A 15,856-nucleotide genomic window follows, 5' to 3' on the forward strand; every position below is an offset into this window, starting at 1 on the left:
ATGACCGACGGCACGACCACCGCGCTCCTGTACGTGGCGGCGGCCACGCTCATCCTGAGCGCGGTGCTGCTGTGCACGGGTGGATCGCGGAGCGCGCGGGAGCGCGGCATGGGGCGCGCGCAGCTGTTCTCGGCGCCCGCCCTGCCCTGGACCCTCGCCGCCATCGGTGCGGGGGCGGTCAGCGTCCTCTGCTGCCTGCCGATCCTGCTCGTCTAGCGCGCGTCGGCTCCGCGGATCAGGAGTAGTCGGCGCCCGGCCGGCCGGCGGGACGGTAGACGTACCCTTCGGCGTCGGCGTCGAGCTCCCACACGACCTCCTCCTCGTCGAGCGAGGTGGCGCGGACGAAGCTCTTCACGGGCTCGCCGTTGATGAGCTCGACCTCGGTCTCCTCCGTGCCATCGGGGCCGACGAGCTGTGCGGTGTACGTGGGATCAGTCATGCTCCGACCCTACGACCGTCCGCGCGCGACGACCGGGTGGGCCGGATCCGCACAGCCGCCGCGCAGGCCGGGAGCGGGATCCCCCTCCTCCGCCGACGTCCAATACCACATGCGCACGGGTCTCCCGCACGAGCCGGAAATCGCCGACAACGCTGGCATAGTGGGTGGGCACGGCCGAAGCTCAGCGCCGCTCTCTGGCCCCCTCTCCGTCGGCGCGGGGCCCGAGAGCTCATGAGGGGGACACGGGATCGATCATGGGGACGTTCAAGTACGACTCGACGCTGACGGCGGAGTTCGACGACCGCCTGCTGGCGCACCTGCAGCTCGTCATCGGCGCGAAGCTGCGCCGCGGGGAGAACTTCTACTTCTCCTGGCGCGACGACGTGGAGGTGGGCGACGGACGCACGACCATCTGGATGCACAACTCGCTGCCGCTGGTGTTCAAGTACCACGGCAGCCGCGTGCCGCCCATCAACCGCAAGTGGGTCGACGCGCTCATGACCACGGCGAACAGCCCCGGCGGCCTGCTCATCATGCGCGAGCCCCTGGAGGACGAGCCCCGCGACGACGTGCGCTGATACCGCGCGCGTCCGCGCCTCCCACTACGCGTCGAGGGCCGCGCATGTCAAGCCCCTGGCCCCCATTGGGGCGGCGCCCGGGCTCCTGGCATCGTGGTCGCGCAGGTCGCGCGGGTGCGTCGCCTGGGAGAGGGACGCCATGCAGGACGTAGGCGCCGACGACGTGGGCGATCCCGTCCAGTCGTCGGCGAGCGAGTCCCTCCCCGAACGGCGCGAGGGGCCCGGCCGCAGCCCTACCGAGCAGGCCCGGTTCGTGGCCGGCTACTTCGGCTGGTCCATCACCGGCGACGCGATCCTGGGCGCGCATCAGGCTGTCGCCCTCTACGTGGAAGACCTCGCGGTCGCGCTCGGCGAGCTCGGCTGGATCTCCGCGGAGGGCATCCACTGGGAGCGCCTGCCGTTCGTCGCGCACGAAGCCGCCGAGGCGCTGCGCGAGGTGCAGCGAGCGCACGGCTGGGACGTCTGAGCCCGCCCCACCGTGGATCCGCCGGGAACGACATCGCTGCTATGGGCTTTTCCCCGGCTGAGGAGCACACTGTGCCCACGAGGCCGCCACGGGCTCGGGCGCTTGAGGGTTGTCGAGAGTCCTCCTATGCAGTCCGGACCGTCGTCACCGGCCCTCCAGATCCGCCCCGGTTCGGTCGTGTCGTGGACGACCGACTCCCCGGGGCGGATCGTCTGAGCCGCCGCCCGCCGTGGCGCCCGCGTCCCCTCCGCCGCGCCCGGGCGTCCGCGCTCCCTGGGCGACTTCTGGCGTTCGCTTGGCGGACAGCCCCGCAGGGCGTTGTCTGGATGAGCGCGCGTCCCACGAGGATCCGCGCCCGAGAGCAGAAGGAGCACCATGAAGGCACTCACCTGGCAGGGCATCCACGACGTCGAGGTCAAGGAGGTCGCCGACCCCGTGATCGAGCAGGACACCGACGCGGTGATCCGCATCACGTCGACCGCGATCTGCGGATCCGACCTCCACCTCTACGAGGTCTTCGGCCCGTTCCTCGAGAAGGACGACGTCCTCGGGCACGAGAACATGGGCGTCGTCGAGCAGGTCGGCAGCGCCGTCACGAAGCTCAAGGTCGGCGACCGCGTCGTCGTCCCGTTCGTCATCGCGTGCCACGACTGCTTCATGTGCGACAAGGGCCTCTTCACGCAGTGCGAGACCACGCAGGTGCGGGCGCAGGGCAGCGGCGCCGCGCTCTACGGCTTCAGCGAGATGTACGGATCCGTCCCCGGCGGCCAGGCCGAGCGCCTCCGCATGCCGCTCGCCGACGTCAACGCGATCGTCGTGAACAGCGAGCTCCCCGACGAGCGCTACCTCTTCCTCAGCGACATCCTCCCCACCGCCTGGCAGGGCGTGCAGTACGCGAACGTGCCCGAGGGCGGGACGCTCGGCGTCATGGGCCTCGGTCCGGTCGGCCAGTTCGCCTCGCGGATCGGCAAGCACCTCGGCTACCGCGTCATCGCGGTGGATCCCGTCCCCGAGCGCCGCGCCATGGCCGAGCGCCACGGCGTCGAGACCCTCGACCTCACCGACGACGTGGCCGACAAGCTGCGCGAGATGGTCGACGGCCGCGGGCCCGATTCCATGGTCGAGGCCGTCGGCATGGAGGCGCACGGCAGCCCCGCCGCGTCCTTCGCGCAGAAGGCCGCGGGCCTCCTGCCCGACGGCATCGCGAAGAAGGTCATGGACGTCGCGAGCGTCGACCGCCTCGCGGCCCTGCACACGGCGTTCGACGCGGTCCGCCGCGGCGGCACCGTCTCCATCTCGGGCGTCTATGGCGGCGAGGCCGACCCGCTGCCCATGAAGTCGCTCTTCGACAAGCAGATCGCGATTCGCATGGGCCAGTGCAACGTCCAGCACTGGATCGAGGACCTGCTGCCCCTCGTCGAGGACCCGTCCGACCCGCTCGGCGTCCTGGACCTGGTCACGCACTCCGTGCCGCTCAGCGAGGCCGCGCACATGTACGAGATCTTCCAGAAGAAGGAGGACGGCTGCATCAAGGTGGTGCTGAAGCCGTAGCCTCCCGCACGCACGACGACGGCCGCGTCCCCGAGGGGGCGCGGCCGTCGTCGTGCGCGGGGCGTGCTCCCCGGTCCGGCGGGCCGGGTCAGGCGGCGGTCGCCGAGGTCCGCACGGCGTCGAGCACCGCGCGGAGCTGCTCCACGACCTCGGCGTCGTCGGCCGGGTGGCGCTCGGCGAAGCGGACGACCGACTCGGGGACGGCCATCCTCACGTCCTCGAGCACGTGCGCGCCGGCGATGCCGAGCGACTTGCGGGCCTCGTCCTGCGCCCACACGCCGCCGTACTGGCCGAAGGCGCTGCCGATCACCGCCGTCGGCGTGCCCGCGAGGGCCGAGGCGCCGAACGGGCGCGAGGCCCAGTCGATCGCGTTCTTGAGCACCGCGGGCATCGTGCCGTTGTACTCGGGCGTGACGACGAGGAGCGCGTCCGCGGCGGCGATCGCGTCGCGGAAGGCCACGGCCTCGGCGGGGACGGATCCCGCGACGTCGACGTCCTCGTTGTAGAAGGGGAGCCGGTCGAGGCCGGCGTGGATGTCGAGGGTCACGCCGTCCGGCGCGTGGCGCAGCGCCGCTTCGGCGATCTGCTGGTTGGTGGAGCCGGCGCGCAGGCTGCCGACGAGCACGAGGACGTGCGTCATGGTGTTCTCCTTCGGGTCGTTCCGGTCGGATCGTCTCCGTCGACGTACCGCAGGGGGAGGCGCGTGCCTCGCCTTCGACCCTAACGACCGACTTCTGACCGCTCCCCGGACGGACGCCGGGCGCCGGTCAGCGCGCGCCGATGTCGGCCAGGATCCCGTCCATCAGCTCCGCGAGGGCGACCGACTCCGCGTGCGGCATTTCGGCGCACTCGACGGCGCCCGCGCGGATCGCGTCGCGGGCCGCCCGGAACATGGGGACGTAGCCGCGGCCCTCGATCTCGTGCTCCTGCCGCTCGGGATCCCCCTCGGCGGGCACGACCGTGAGCGCGCGGGAGGCGAGGAAGAGCGGATCCACCTCGATGCGGCCGGCCGTGCCGCTGACGGTCGCGCCCGTGGGGAGCGCCGCGACGAGCGAGCAGGCGAGGGTGGCGTGACGGCCGTCGGGCCAGCCGAGCAGGATCGCGACCTCGGTGTCGACTCCGCCGTCGATGACGGTCCCGACCGCGGCCACCGACGAGGGCGTGCCGAACAGGCCGTGCGCGAAGGCGAGCGGGTACACGCCCATGTCGAGGAGCGTGCCGCCGCCGACCTCCGGGTCCCAGAGGCGGCCCGTCCCGTCGGTGACGAAGCCGAAGGCCACGGAGATGGCGCGCGGATCCCCGATGCGGCCGTCCGCGATCGCGTGGCGCACGGCGAGGTAGCCGGGGGAGAACGCCATCCAGAGCGCCTCGAGGAACAGCAGGCCCTCCGCGCGCGCGAGCTCGACGAGCGCGCGGGTGTCGGCGGCCGTGGTGGTGGCGGGCTTCTCGCAGACGACGTGCTTGCCGGCGCGGAGGGCGGCCTCGGCCTGCGACCGGTGGAGGGTGTGCGGGGTGGCGACGTAGACGGCGTCCACCTCGGGGTCGGCGAGGAGCGCCTCGAGGGTGTCGTGGATCCGCGCGATGCCGTGCGCGGCCGCCAGCTCCTCGGAGCTGGCCCGGGTGCGGGAGTGCACCGCCACGACCTCGACGCCGGGGACGAGCTGCATGTCGGGGACGACAGAGGTCGCGATGCCGGCGGCGCCGATCACGCCGAAGCGGATCGGGCGGGCGTCGTCGCTGCCTCCCGCCTCGGGGTCGGGCGTGCGGGCGGGGGCGGGCGGCATCGTCGTCGACATGGATCGAGCCTAGGCGCGCGGTTGGGCGGCGGCCCGGCGGATCAGCGGCCGCTGAGCAGCGCGAGCATGTCGTCGTGGCGGCTGTCGCGCTCGGCGAAGCGGAGGCCGTGGACGTCCTGCACGAGGATCTCCTCGTCCTCCGGGCGGGCCTGGAGTATCCCCATCACCTCGTCGAGGAAGTCCTCGAGCGGCAGGGCGTCGCCCGCGTCCTGCTGGCCGGGCATGAGCGCGGTCTGCACCTTGGGCGGCACCAGCTCGACGACCTCGACGGACGTGCCGACGAGCTGCGCGCGGAGGCTCTGCGTGTAGGAGTGCACGGCCGCCTTCGTGGCCGAGTAGGTGGGCGTGGCCGGCAGCGGCACGAAGGCGAGGCCCGAGGAGACGGTCACGAGCGTCGCCTCGTCGCTCGCGAGGAGGCCGGGCAGGAACGCGTCGATCGTGCGGATCGTGCCGAGCAGGTTCGTCGTGACGATGGCCTCGGCTGTGGCCTGGTGCGCGGGATCGCGGAGGTCCTCGGCGCGCATGATGCCGGCCATGGTGATCACGACGTCGAGGTCGGGGTGGCTCGCGGCGAGCTCGTCGCGCGCAGCCGTGATGGAGGCGGGATCCGCGACGTCGAGCACGACCGAGGCCATGCCGTCGTGCTGCGCGGTGATCTCGTCGAGCAGCTCGCGGCGGCGGCCCGCGATCACGACGCGGTTGCCCGCGGCGTGGAACCGCTCGGCGAGCCCGCGGCCGATGCCCGAGGTGCTGCCGGTGATGAGGACGGTGCGGCCGGTGATCTTCATGGGTCTCCTCCGCCGCGGACGCGGCTGACGGGTGCGGGTGCGTGGGTCGAGTGTGGCCCGTCGCGCGGGCGGCGGTGCGGGGCGCGCGGCGATGCGGGGAGGATCCAGCGGGAGTTCATGTGGGGAGGGGTGCGAGGCTCGAACGGGGGCCGGCAGCGGGTCGGTCGGGTGCAAGTCGGGCCGATACGTTCGAGGGATGAGCGGACGCGGCATCGACGAGGCACCATCCGGCTCGGCGGCACCCCGGGAAGGCAAGGCTCTGTTGATCACGGTGCTGGCCCTGCTGGGCCTCGGCACCTTCGTGCTCCTCTTCGTCGGCATGTTCCTGACGTTCGTGGACGTGCAGGAGGATCCCCCCTTCGTCCTCCTCGTCGTGCAGATGATGGCGGGCACGATCGCCGTCGCGCTGGCTGCTGGAGTGGGGCTCCTCGTCGTCCAGAGCCCGTCGCGTGCGCAGGCCGGTCCGACCCCGCGCCCGGTCCGACTGCTCGTCTTCGGCGGCGTCGCGGCGGCGATGGGAGTGCTGCACGCGGTCGCCGCGCTCATCGTGGGGACTCCCGTCCTCGTCGTCGTCGGGTTCCTGCTCGGTCTCGGCGGGATGGCCGCTGCGGGAGGGATCCTCGGCCACCGTGCGCGCCTCGCCTCGTACCCGAGGGAGCAGGTCAGGGCCGGTGCAGCGCCCGGGACCGCCGCCTCGCCGGATCTCGGGTGGAGCCCGGAGGTCATCCGCAGGAAATGGCGGGCTGTCCTCCTCGCCTTCCTGATCGGGCTCGTCGCGACGACCGCCTTCGCCGGCGTCCTCGCGCTCACGACCGACGAGGGCCTCGACGAGACGTGGGCGTTCATCGTGCAGCTCTCGTTCCTCGCCGCTGGGATCACCTCCCTCGTCGTCGCGTTCCCGGCGCAGCTCGCCGCGGCGCCCATCACGCGTGCCCTCGGCATCCCGGACCGCAAGGCGATCAACCGGCGCGTCTTCGGCAAGGGCGGCCCGCTCGCGCCGGATCTCGAGTGGCGGGCCGCGCGGGTGGCGGCGGTGACGCGCACCTCGCAGCCGTTCCTCATGGCGCAGAGCGGGCTCGTGTTCGTCGGGGTCGTCGTTCCGAGCCTCTTCCGGGGGATCTTCGAGGGCTGGTTCCTCCTCGTCTTCGTCGCCCTGGGCGTGTTCCTGCTCGCCATGACGCCCTACATCGTCCGGTCGCAGCGCGGTCTGCGGCGATTCGCAGAGGCGACGCGCGAGCTCGCGCTCTCGCCGCATCCGGTCGGTGCGTCGGAGACGGCCCCCCGGTAGCCGCCGGCCGGCACGGTGTCGGCCGCCCGGACTACCGTCGACCCATGCCCGAGGGTGACTCCGTCTTCGTCCTCGCCGCGCGCCTCCGCGCCCAGGTCGGCGGCGCGCTCGTCGCCGACGGGGAGCTGCGGTCCGGCGCCAGGGCGGGCGCACGGCTCGGCGGCCGGCGGATCACCGGGTTCGACACCCACGGCAAGCACCTGCTCATGCGGCTCGACGACGACACCACCCTCCACACGCACCTGCGCATGCAGGGCTCGTGGACGGTGACCGGTCCCGGCAAGCGCGTGCCGCAGCGGATCCAGCACCAGGTGCGCGTGCGCCTCCGCCTCGACGACGACCGCACCCTCTGGGGCATCGACCTGCCCGTGGTCGAGCTGATCCCCACCCGCGACGAGCGCGCGGCCATCGGCCACCTCGGGCCCGACCCGCTGCGCGACGACTGGGATCCGGCGCTCGCCGTGTCCCGCCTCTCTGCCCGCCCCGACGACGCGATCCGCGCCGCCCTCCTCGACCAGCGCCCGATGGCGGGCCTCGGCAACCTCTGGGTCAACGAGGTCGGCTTCCTGCGCGGCGTGCATCCGGCGACCCGCGTCCGGGACGTCGACCTCCCGCCCCTCGTCGACCTCGCCGCCCGCTCGCTGCGCCGCTCGGCGACGGTGCCGGCGGCGTACCAGATCACGACGGGCGATCCCCGCCGCGGCCGCACGCACTGGGTGGTCGGCCGCGCGGGCCGGCCGTGCCTGCGCTGCGGGACGACGGTGATCGGCGTCGACGATCCCGGGAGCACGAGCGAGCGCGGGCGGCGCGCGTGGTGGTGCCCGCGGTGCCAGCCAGATCAGTCGAAGAAGTCCGAGTCGATCTCGACGGTGGAGTAGGTCCGGGTCACCTGCACGCCGACGCGATACTCGATCATGAGGCCGACGAGCCTTTGTCCGTCGATCGATATGACGCGCGCTTGCAGCGAGTCCGCGTAGGAGACAGCGTGCCGCAAGTGCGCAGATGCGACCCGCCTACAGTGCCCGGCACCCCTGGTGGCCGAACTGAGCGGAAGGCGCTGCCGCTGCTCACGGCATTCGACCTATCGTGTCGCGCATGGCTTCAGAGGTGTGGATCGTCCAGCACGACGAGAGTCCCGACAACACGATCCTCGGCGTCTTCGCGACGTCCGAGGAGGCGCACGCGTTCGCGGAGGAGGTCAGCGACCGCTTCCCGAACGGCGCGATGACGGCGCGCTTCCCGGTCGGCTACCGCTACGACGTGGGCACCGGTCATGTCGAGTTCGGCCCGGAGGGCTGAGCCGCCGCGCCGGATCCGCATCGGGGACGGACAGAGGTCCGCCCCGCGGAGAGCGGGACGGGCCTCGTGGCGTCGACGGATGCGGCCCCTACGCCAGCGACGCCACCCCGAACACCGCCGTCGCGATCGCGAAGCCCATGACGCCGATGGTGGTCTCCATCACGGTCCAGGTCTTCAGGGTCGTCTTCACGTCCATCTCGAAGAACCGGCCGACGAGCCAGAAGCCGGAGTCGTTCACGTGGCTCGCGACCACGGATCCACCGGCCACCGCCACGACGAGCGCCGCGACCTGGAACGCGTTGTAGTCGCCCGCGAGGATCGCCGGGGAGACGAGGCCCGCGGCCGTGGTGAGCGCGACGGTCGCGGATCCCTGCGCGATGCGGAGGATCGCCGCGATGAGGAACCCGGCCAGGATGATCGGGATGCCGAGGTCGCCCAGCACGTCCGCGAGGGCGTCGCCGATGCCGCTGGTGCGGAGGACGCCGCCGAACATGCCGCCGGCGCCGGTGATGAGGATCACCGAGCAGACCGGGCCGAGCGCCGACTCGAGCGTCTTCTCGAGCGCGGTCTTGTCGATCCCGCGGCGCCGCCCGAGCACGAACGCGGCGAACAGCAGCGCGATGAGGAGCGCGACGGGCGTCTCGCCGATGGTGCGGAGCACCTGGTACCAGGCCTGGTCGCTCGTGCCCTCGGGGAGGATCCCGCCGGTCGAGGCCGCGTTCAGGCCCGTGTTCATGAAGATGAGGAGCAGCGGGAGCAGCAGCACGGCGACGACGGTGCCGAACTTGGGCGGGTTCGACTCGGCGTGCGCGTCGGCCTCGCCCATGAGCGACGGGATCGGCAGCACGAACTTCTTGCCGACCCACAGGCCGTAGAGGTACGCGGTGACGTACCAGGTGGGGATCGCCGCGACGAGGCCGACGATGATCACGATGCCGACGTTCGCGCCGAAGAACTCGCTGGCCGCGACGGGGCCGGGGTGCGGCGGCACGAAGATGTGCATGACCGAGAAGGCGCCGGCCGCGGGGAGGCCGTAGCGGAGCACGCCGCCGCCGAGGCGACGCGCCACCGAGAAGACGATGGGCAGCATCACGACGAGCCCGGCGTCGAAGAAGATCGGGAAGCCGAAGATCAGCGACGCGACGCCGAGTGCGAACGGCGCGCGCTTCTCGCCGAAGATCCGGATGAGGGTGTCGGCCAGCGTCTTCGCGCCGCCGCTGGTCTCGACCAGGCGGCCGAGCATCGCGCCGAGGCCCACGAGCAGCGCGACCGTGCCGAGCGTGGAGCCGAAGCTGCCGACGAGCACGGTCACGATCTGCGAGGTCGGGATCCCGGTGGCGAACGCGGTCGCGAGGCTCACGAGGATCAGGGCGACGAACGCGTGGACGCGCAGCGTGATGATCAGGAACAGCAGGACGGCGATGGCGCCCGCGGCGATCAGGAGGAGCGGACCCGCGGTGAGGGTCTGCGTCCAGTCTTCGATGGTCATGTTCTCTCCGTTGATGAACCGTGCAGGGGGCTGGTGGGGTGCGGGCTGGCGAGAGCGCGCTAGCTCGCGACGAGGCCGAGCTCGTCGACGATGCGGGTCGTGACCTCGTCGGGCGTGCCGGTGTTCTCGAGCGTCAGGCCGCGCTCGCCGTCGTCGAGCGGCTCGAGCGTGCTGATCTGCGACGGCAGCAGCGAGGCCGGCATGAAGTGCCCGCTGCGTGTCTTCATGCGCTCGAGGATCAGCTCGGTGTCGCCGGAGAGGTGCACGAAGCGCACGTCGCCGTCGGCGCCGTCGAGGAGGTCGCGGTAGGAGCGCTTGAGAGCGGAGCAGGTGACGACGGTGCTGCGGCCGGCGCGGGCCTCGCCGCCCATCCAGTCGCGCATGGCCTCGAGCCACGGCCAGCGGTCGTCGTCGGTGAGGGGCGTGCCGGCGCTCATCTTCGCGATGTTCGCCTCGGGGTGGAACTCGTCCGCCTCCGCGAAGGTCCAGCCGAGCCGTTCGGCGAGGGCGGTGGCGATCGTGGTCTTACCGGATCCGGAGATCCCCATCACCACGACGTGGCGGGGCTGTGCGGCCATGCTGACTCCTTCGTCGACGCGGGCGGTGCCGTGTCGTCGGCCGCCGTCCGGCCAAAGGTAACACCATTGCGGCGCGCATCGACGACCACCCCGCGGACGGCGACCTAAGCTCATCGAGGCGGCCGGCCGGCCGACGCGCACCCGGAGAGGACCATGACGACGCGGTCAGTCCCACCCTCGGCGCCCGCCGGCGCGGTCCCCGCCGCCACGGTGATGGCCACGCGGATCATCGAGGAGCTCGGCCGCGACATCGTCGACGGTCGCCTCACCGAGGGCACCCGCCTCACCATCGACGGCGTGCAGGAGCGCTTCGGCGTCTCCCGCACGGTGGTGCGCGACTGCGTGCGCGTGCTCGAGGCGATGGCGCTGATCGTGCCCAAGCGCCGCGTGGGCCTTGTCGTGCAGGGCCCGGATCGCTGGAACGTCTACGACCCGCGCATCATCCGCTGGCGCCTCACCGGCCCCGGCCGCTCCGACCAGTTCCGCTCCCTCACCCAGCTGCGCCGCGCGGTCGAGCCGGTGGCGGCGTCACTGGCCGCACGCAATGCCACTGCCGCTCAGCGCACCCGCATCGCCGAGCTCGCGGTGGATCTCCGCCGCCTCGGCGAGGCCGGCGCCCTCGTCGACTTCCTCGCCGCCGACATCGAGTTCCACCACCTGATCCTCGAGGCCAGCGGCAACGACATGTTCTGCGCCCTCCGCGAGGTGATCACGGAGGTCCTCAGCGGTCGCACGCACCAGGGGCTGATGCCGCGGACGCCGCGTCCGCATGCGCTCGACACCCACGAGCAGGTGGCGCATGCGATCCGCGACGGGGATGCGGCGACAGCGGAGGCGGGGATGGCGTCGTTGCTGGCGGAGGTCAGCGGCGCAATAATGTGATCCCAAATATTTGCACCAATGACCACTCGCGGGCGCCTATTCCAGATGATCCCCAAAGCTACATTATCACGCACTGGCCATATATCATGAAGTGCGCCTATTCATCTACTGCATGGAGCGAGGTGAACAACTATTCAGAGTTCACTTATAACGAAGTCCGGGCCCACTCGCATAAGCGACCGACAAGAGTGTCGACAGTCCTTATGTACGCTTCCGCCCCCACGCCGTCGACGACATCTTTTCGTTCATGAACATCTGTAGCAAACGCTCGCGCCTTAAGCATGTCCTCCTCTAGGCCACTGGGTAACTTCAAATCAGCGTACATGCGTTGCATAGATCTAATCTTCCCTCGCGAGCCTATGCCAAATCGTAGATAATGAATAACTCGCAGAGTTTGCTTGAGATCGGCGTAACTGCTTCCGACGATTTCTGCACCAAGCCTAGCGGATGTCGTGGCAGTATTATAGGTACTCCTGCGCAAACGCTCGCGTACTATCCGTTCATAGAAGTTCAGCATCTCGACACGAGAAATCTCATTGGGGGTGCCAGGCGTGGGTGCCTTTTCAAGCAGAGACCCACTATCGTCAGTATCTAAATCACGACCTGCGCGAGCCTCACTGCCATTCTCAGGCCTTTCCGGCTGGGTGATATTGGCTCTGGCGCCACTTTCGTGGCTCTGACCTTCGACCTCATCGTCACCGCCTAACTCGTCGTCCTCATCCCCGTGATCATCAACGGGAGACGCGAATGCCGACGAAGCTGTCACCTTCTTATCAGCGGTACTTGCTTTGAGCTCGGCAGCTCGTTCGTTCCCTTTTCGCGTTCTGCCCTTGGCGCCCCAGAGGTCAATTTCCTCAATGCTGCTGAGCAAGGCCGACAAGGGAAGCCGCAAAATCAACAGTGCCAAAATGGCAAATGTTGGCCAGGATATTGCCGATATAAAGTCAAAGCTGAGACTTACCCAGTCATAGGGGACGCTTCTATTAAATGGGTGCATCTGCTTATGCTCCGTTTTTATTCCGCGAGAAGACCGTGAGTGATAAGTAACGCGCCAACCGTTTCGCTAAATTCGCCACTGTTTGCATCCTCCTTGATTACATCGGCCAAGACGGATTTAAGCGGCGCGTCACTCAGGTGCCATCGTTCAATCAATTCGCGAACCTGTTGTAAGCGCTTAGCGCGGGAAGCGACTAGGTCGATTCGATTTAGTCCCAACTTGTGGACTGTAAGTTCAGCACGAGTATCCCCTCGAGTCCAGTCCATCAACGGGCCCTGCGGTCTGAGGTGAACACTCACATCGTCATTGTATGGGTTTAGTAGTTGCATTGCCGGCTCATAGTAATTGCCCTTACGCGTGTTGCACCGCTCGCAAGCACTAGTCAAGTTCTGCCACTCATGGGCAAGTTCGGGGCTATGGCTTTTTGGTATTATATGTTCAACGTGGGGATACGCGACGTCCTCAACAAAACCCTCGCAATATGCGCACTTCGAGTCGGTTTCATCGCGAAGGCGGGCCTTGATGTCGGCATGGCGCCACCGCTCGTAATGACGACGTGTGTCGGCTGGTGCCTCCACGTACTGCCGTGTCCATTCTGGACCATTTTGAGCAAGCACGCGGGGCTGACTTAATTTAGTCAATTGCTTCATTGAGTGTCCGAGTCACTTGAGCGGTCCAGGAACTGGACCGCCGCGGAGGGAAATTCGGATTCAAGACCCATGTTTGTTAATTCGGCACGTAGCGCGAGGAGCGTCTCCGTAGATACCGAGCCACGCAGATGTCGGTTGACGATTTCGTCGAACCGCTCTTCTGCCCAGATTGGCATAATGGACGGAACTCCAAGAACTCGCTTCAGCGTTTCATCAGCACCTGCAGCTTTATTAGAATAATCGAGGAGCCTGGATTCAACTTTGTTGCCCTCATTGTACTCGAGAGCGTAAACAGCTGAGTCTGGAGTAGCGGTCACGACAAATGGGCTATGCGTCGCAACTATGAACTGCACCCCTGGAAATGCGCTTAACAGTCTCGGTAAAAGTTCCCGTTGAAGGCTTGGGTGCAAGTGATTTTCGGGCTCATCTAAAATTGCGGTGAAAGATGCGTGCCCCCTTGACCTTAGGAATATCTGCCAGGCAACGTCGACTATAGCTGATATACCGCCTGACGCATCGTCGATTACAAAGTCGCCAGTATCAGTTTCTATGATGATGTCAGGCACTTCGACGCGTAGCTGGCGAAAGCGAAGACTGGCTGGAAGCACGGCGGCAACTACTTTTTGGAAGCCATCCCAAATAGATGCCGCATCTGCGTTGAAGGAGACATGATCGTTACCTCTATTGCCGAAAACCGCAGCTGAGATTAGTGTTTCCTTGAGCGCCAGTTGGGAGGTGCGCCCAGTCCACTGTCCTGCCCACTGATTTCGGCGTTCTGTCGCATATTGCTCAAAGAGCTGTTCGGAGGGAGGAAAAATGGTCGGGATGGACGGCACGGTCGTGTAGTTACCATTAGCTGGTCGATGCGAGTTGAGAAATAGTCCGGTCACGGGCTGCTGTAAAGGCATATATATGTCGTATGCTTGACGGACTTCTGCGCCGACTTCTGGAACATTTATTCGAGTTTCGACGTTGTTAACATACGTGAGCGCACCGATGTCACCCCAAACGCCGCCCTCCTGTAGCATGCGTGCTCGTCGCCGAGGGCCTAAGCTTGCCCAGGCACTCCCCTCACTACGCCGTCCTGGAGCTGAAGAATACGACCGGCTCCAGTTAAAATGGCGAGATAGGATCCCCAGTAACGTACTTTTCCCGCTTGCATTTGCGCCCGTAAGAATTGTCAAGCGTGGATGAAACGTGACGTCAACTTCTGCAAACTGCCGCCAATCGGAGACAACTAGCCGCTTAAATGCGTCTGACATATAAATCCTCGTGCCGATGGGTGTAGGCACGGGTTTGCCTAGCAGCCCGGAGCCAATGAAAACGCGGCATACGCACTGCGCTGGCCATCTTAGACAACGAAGTCTCAGCAGGGCGCGTTGCCAAGGGACGCAATTTCTTCAACCTTGCCGGAAAGGACGCCTGACGAACTAACCCAGTTTGGGGGGAGTGGAGCGAGTGACGGGAATCGAACCCGCGCTATCAGCTTGGGAAGCTGAAGTTCTACCATTGAACTACACTCGCGCGACCGGCCAGGAGCCGGGTCGAGACCACAGCCTAGCAAGAGTCCGGCCGGGCGCCACCCAGCGCCGGTAGGCTCCTGCCGTGCTCCTCTCCGACCGTGACATCACCGCCGAGCTCGACGCCGGACGAGTGGCCCTCGATCCGTACGACCCCGGGATGCTGCAGCCCGCGAGCATCGACGTGCGCATCGACCGCTTCTTCCGGCTGTTCGACAACCACAAGTACCCCTATATCGACCCCGCCGAGGACCAGCCCGAGCTGACCCGCCTCATCGAGTCGAAGCCGGGGGAGCCGTTCATCCTGCACCCGGGCGAGTTCGTCCTCGGGTCCACGTTCGAGCTGGTCACGCTGCCCGACGACGTCGCCGCGCGCCTCGAGGGCAAGAGCTCGCTCGGCCGCCTCGGCCTCCTCACGCACTCCACCGCGGGCTTCATCGATCCCGGGTTCTCCGGCCACGTCACGCTCGAGCTGTCGAACGTCGCGACGCTGCCCATCAAGCTCTGGCCCGGGATGAAGATCGGCCAGCTCTGCTTCTTCCGCCTGTCGTCGCCCGCCGAGAAGCCCTACGGATCCGGCGAGTACGCCTCCCGCTACCAGGGCCAGCGCGGCCCGACGGCCTCCCGCTCGTACCTCAACTTCGTGCACACCGACGTGACGGTGACCGACGCGGGGCAGCCGGGGGAGTAGCCCGGCCGGCCCGCCGGTCACTCACGCGGGGTGGGCCGCCGACGCTGCATCGGCCGCCACCTGCACCGCAACCACCGGCTCGCGCCCGAGCAGCATGGCCAGATCTCCGCTCGTCTCGGCGAGGAACCCGTGCCGCACGGCCGTGTGGATCGACATCAGCATCGCGGGCTGGAACGGCTTCATCCCGGTCCCCTCGTAGGAAGCCCGCCGAGTGGCGAGATCGAGACCGTCGAGCGGCGCACCCAGCCGCTCGGCCACCTCGGCGGCCGTGATCGCCGGCCCCACCAGGTCGTACCGCCGCCCGGCGTGATCCTTCGGCGCACGGGCGACGACCGCAGCCGCCTCCGCAAGGTCCCCACGCGCGACGGCCGCGAGGGCGCCGTCCCCGAACGCCGACTCCAGCCGGGATCCGCGCCAGGTCAGCAGCGCGCCGAACAGCTCCGCGTACAGGCCGTTGCGCAGCACGGTCGATGTCACGCGGCTTCGGGCGAGGCGACGCTCGGTCCAGCGGTGCGCGAGCGCGAAGGCGAGGTGATCCCCTCCCGCCGCGACGCTCGTGTAGATCACGTGCCCCACCCCGTCGCCCTCGGCCGCCGTGATCGCGGCGTCATGCCGCGCGGTCACCACGTCGTCCTCGGCCTCGCCCGCCGAGACGAGCACCAGCGTGTCGACGCCGGCGAAGGAGATGGTCGCGGGGTCGTCGAGGTCGATCCGCCGCATCCCGTCGACGCCGGAGCGGCTGCTGCCGATCGCATCGGCGCCCATCGCGCGGAGGTGCTGGAGGATGGCGGAGCCGAGCTGGCCCGTGGCGCCGGTGACGAGGATCATGGATCCACCTCTCGTG

The 15,856-nt window shown here is 68.4% G+C and carries 19 protein-coding genes, 1 tRNA gene and 1 pseudogene; 9 read left to right on the forward strand and 12 right to left on the reverse strand.

Translation table 11 applies throughout. The features are described from left to right. Nucleotides 1-216, forward strand: a complete 216-nt coding sequence (locus tag FGI33_RS13540; RefSeq protein WP_119433781.1) for a hypothetical protein — start codon at nt 1-3, stop codon at nt 214-216. 19 nt (nt 217-235) lie between these two features. Here the strand turns inward: FGI33_RS13540 and FGI33_RS13545 are convergent, their stop codons facing one another. After that, nucleotides 236-439 (reverse strand): hypothetical protein, encoded by a 204-nt coding sequence (locus FGI33_RS13545; RefSeq protein ID WP_119433782.1) that lies wholly within the window; start codon nt 437-439, stop codon nt 236-238. Between the two features lie 254 nt (nt 440-693). Between FGI33_RS13545 and FGI33_RS13550 the strand changes: the two genes are divergently transcribed. The 3 genes from FGI33_RS13550 to FGI33_RS13560 all read left to right on the forward strand — a co-directional run bounded on the left by FGI33_RS13550 (nt 694) and on the right by FGI33_RS13560 (nt 3,034). After that, nucleotides 694-1,017, forward strand: a complete 324-nt coding sequence (locus FGI33_RS13550; protein WP_119433783.1) for a DUF7882 family protein — start codon at nt 694-696, stop codon at nt 1,015-1,017. A 139-nt stretch (nt 1,018-1,156) separates the two neighbouring features. After that, nucleotides 1,157-1,483: a hypothetical protein gene (locus FGI33_RS13555; protein WP_119401232.1), complete on the forward strand. Its 327-nt coding sequence runs from the start codon at nt 1,157-1,159 to the stop codon at nt 1,481-1,483. A gap of 375 nt (nt 1,484-1,858) precedes the next feature. Next, entirely contained in the window at nt 1,859-3,034 is a 1,176-nt protein-coding gene (locus FGI33_RS13560; RefSeq protein WP_119433784.1) for a zinc-dependent alcohol dehydrogenase, read from the forward strand. 88 nt (nt 3,035-3,122) lie between these two features. Here the strand turns inward: FGI33_RS13560 and FGI33_RS13565 are convergent, their stop codons facing one another. From FGI33_RS13565 to FGI33_RS13575, 3 genes are all read right to left on the reverse strand, one after another. Further along, a complete protein-coding gene (locus tag FGI33_RS13565) occupies nt 3,123-3,674 on the reverse strand; it encodes an NAD(P)H-dependent oxidoreductase (protein ID WP_119433785.1) in 552 nt (183 codons plus the stop codon). 127 nt (nt 3,675-3,801) lie between these two features. Continuing rightward, on the reverse strand, nt 3,802-4,830 hold the full coding sequence (locus FGI33_RS13570; protein WP_119433786.1) for a Gfo/Idh/MocA family protein: 1,029 nt from the start codon (nt 4,828-4,830) through the stop codon (nt 3,802-3,804). Nucleotides 4,831-4,871: 41 nt separating this feature from the next. Further along, nucleotides 4,872-5,618 carry an SDR family oxidoreductase gene (locus FGI33_RS13575; RefSeq protein ID WP_119433787.1) on the reverse strand — a complete coding sequence of 249 codons (747 nt, stop codon included), beginning with the start codon at nt 5,616-5,618 and terminating at the stop codon, nt 4,872-4,874. Nucleotides 5,619-5,880: 262 nt separating this feature from the next. Here FGI33_RS13575 and FGI33_RS13580 point away from each other — a divergent pair, with 262 nt between their 5' ends. From FGI33_RS13580 to FGI33_RS13590, 3 genes are all read left to right on the forward strand, one after another. Next, on the forward strand, nt 5,881-6,906 hold the full coding sequence (locus FGI33_RS13580) for a hypothetical protein (protein ID WP_119433788.1): 1,026 nt from the start codon (nt 5,881-5,883) through the stop codon (nt 6,904-6,906). A gap of 44 nt (nt 6,907-6,950) precedes the next feature. Then, entirely contained in the window at nt 6,951-7,784 is an 834-nt protein-coding gene (locus FGI33_RS13585) for a DNA-formamidopyrimidine glycosylase family protein (RefSeq protein WP_119433789.1), read from the forward strand. A gap of 217 nt (nt 7,785-8,001) precedes the next feature. Next, nucleotides 8,002-8,205 carry a hypothetical protein gene (locus FGI33_RS13590; protein WP_119433790.1) on the forward strand — a complete coding sequence of 68 codons (204 nt, stop codon included), beginning with the start codon at nt 8,002-8,004 and terminating at the stop codon, nt 8,203-8,205. Between the two features lie 88 nt (nt 8,206-8,293). Here FGI33_RS13590 and FGI33_RS13595 read toward each other — a convergent pair whose 3' ends face one another. Next, the gene (locus tag FGI33_RS13595) at nt 8,294-9,694 is read right to left on the reverse strand and encodes a GntP family permease (RefSeq protein ID WP_119433791.1); all 1,401 of its coding nucleotides are present in this window, start codon (nt 9,692-9,694) and stop codon (nt 8,294-8,296) included. 59 nt (nt 9,695-9,753) lie between these two features. Then, nucleotides 9,754-10,272 carry a gluconokinase gene (locus FGI33_RS13600; RefSeq protein ID WP_119433792.1) on the reverse strand — a complete coding sequence of 173 codons (519 nt, stop codon included), beginning with the start codon at nt 10,270-10,272 and terminating at the stop codon, nt 9,754-9,756. A gap of 153 nt (nt 10,273-10,425) precedes the next feature. Here FGI33_RS13600 and FGI33_RS13605 point away from each other — a divergent pair, with 153 nt between their 5' ends. Further along, nucleotides 10,426-11,154: a FadR/GntR family transcriptional regulator gene (locus FGI33_RS13605; protein ID WP_220453056.1), complete on the forward strand. Its 729-nt coding sequence runs from the start codon at nt 10,426-10,428 to the stop codon at nt 11,152-11,154. Between the two features lie 145 nt (nt 11,155-11,299). On the opposite strand, the gene FGI33_RS13610 is transcribed toward FGI33_RS13605, so the two are convergent. The 5 genes and pseudogenes from FGI33_RS13610 to FGI33_RS13620 all read right to left on the reverse strand — a co-directional run bounded on the left by FGI33_RS13610 (nt 11,300) and on the right by FGI33_RS13620 (nt 14,325). After that, the gene (locus FGI33_RS13610) at nt 11,300-12,151 is read right to left on the reverse strand and encodes a hypothetical protein (RefSeq protein WP_147359309.1); all 852 of its coding nucleotides are present in this window, start codon (nt 12,149-12,151) and stop codon (nt 11,300-11,302) included. A gap of 17 nt (nt 12,152-12,168) precedes the next feature. Next, on the reverse strand, nt 12,169-12,801 hold the full coding sequence (locus FGI33_RS15520; protein WP_119433793.1) for an HNH endonuclease: 633 nt from the start codon (nt 12,799-12,801) through the stop codon (nt 12,169-12,171). Then, nucleotides 12,798-13,829 (reverse strand): AAA family ATPase, encoded by a 1,032-nt coding sequence (locus FGI33_RS13615; RefSeq protein WP_237582019.1) that lies wholly within the window; start codon nt 13,827-13,829, stop codon nt 12,798-12,800. Before FGI33_RS13615 ends, FGI33_RS15520 begins: the two co-directional genes overlap by 4 nt. A 159-nt stretch (nt 13,830-13,988) precedes the next feature. Next, a pseudogene (locus tag FGI33_RS15525) lies at nt 13,989-14,063 on the reverse strand (hypothetical protein); the annotation flags it as partial. 188 nt (nt 14,064-14,251) lie between these two features. Beyond that, a tRNA-Gly gene (locus FGI33_RS13620) sits at nt 14,252-14,325 on the reverse strand. 81 nt (nt 14,326-14,406) lie between these two features. Here FGI33_RS13620 and dcd point away from each other — a divergent pair. Continuing rightward, a complete protein-coding gene (gene dcd, locus FGI33_RS13625; protein WP_015491456.1) occupies nt 14,407-15,012 on the forward strand; it encodes a dCTP deaminase in 606 nt (201 codons plus the stop codon). Nucleotides 15,013-15,033: 21 nt separating this feature from the next. Here the strand turns inward: dcd and FGI33_RS13630 are convergent, their stop codons facing one another. Then, a complete protein-coding gene (locus FGI33_RS13630) occupies nt 15,034-15,840 on the reverse strand; it encodes an NAD-dependent epimerase/dehydratase family protein (RefSeq protein ID WP_119433795.1) in 807 nt (268 codons plus the stop codon). Nucleotides 15,841-15,856 lie beyond the last annotated feature (16 nt).

Source organism: Clavibacter phaseoli, from assembly GCF_021922925.1.
Classification (GTDB): domain Bacteria; phylum Actinomycetota; class Actinomycetes; order Actinomycetales; family Microbacteriaceae; genus Clavibacter; species Clavibacter phaseoli.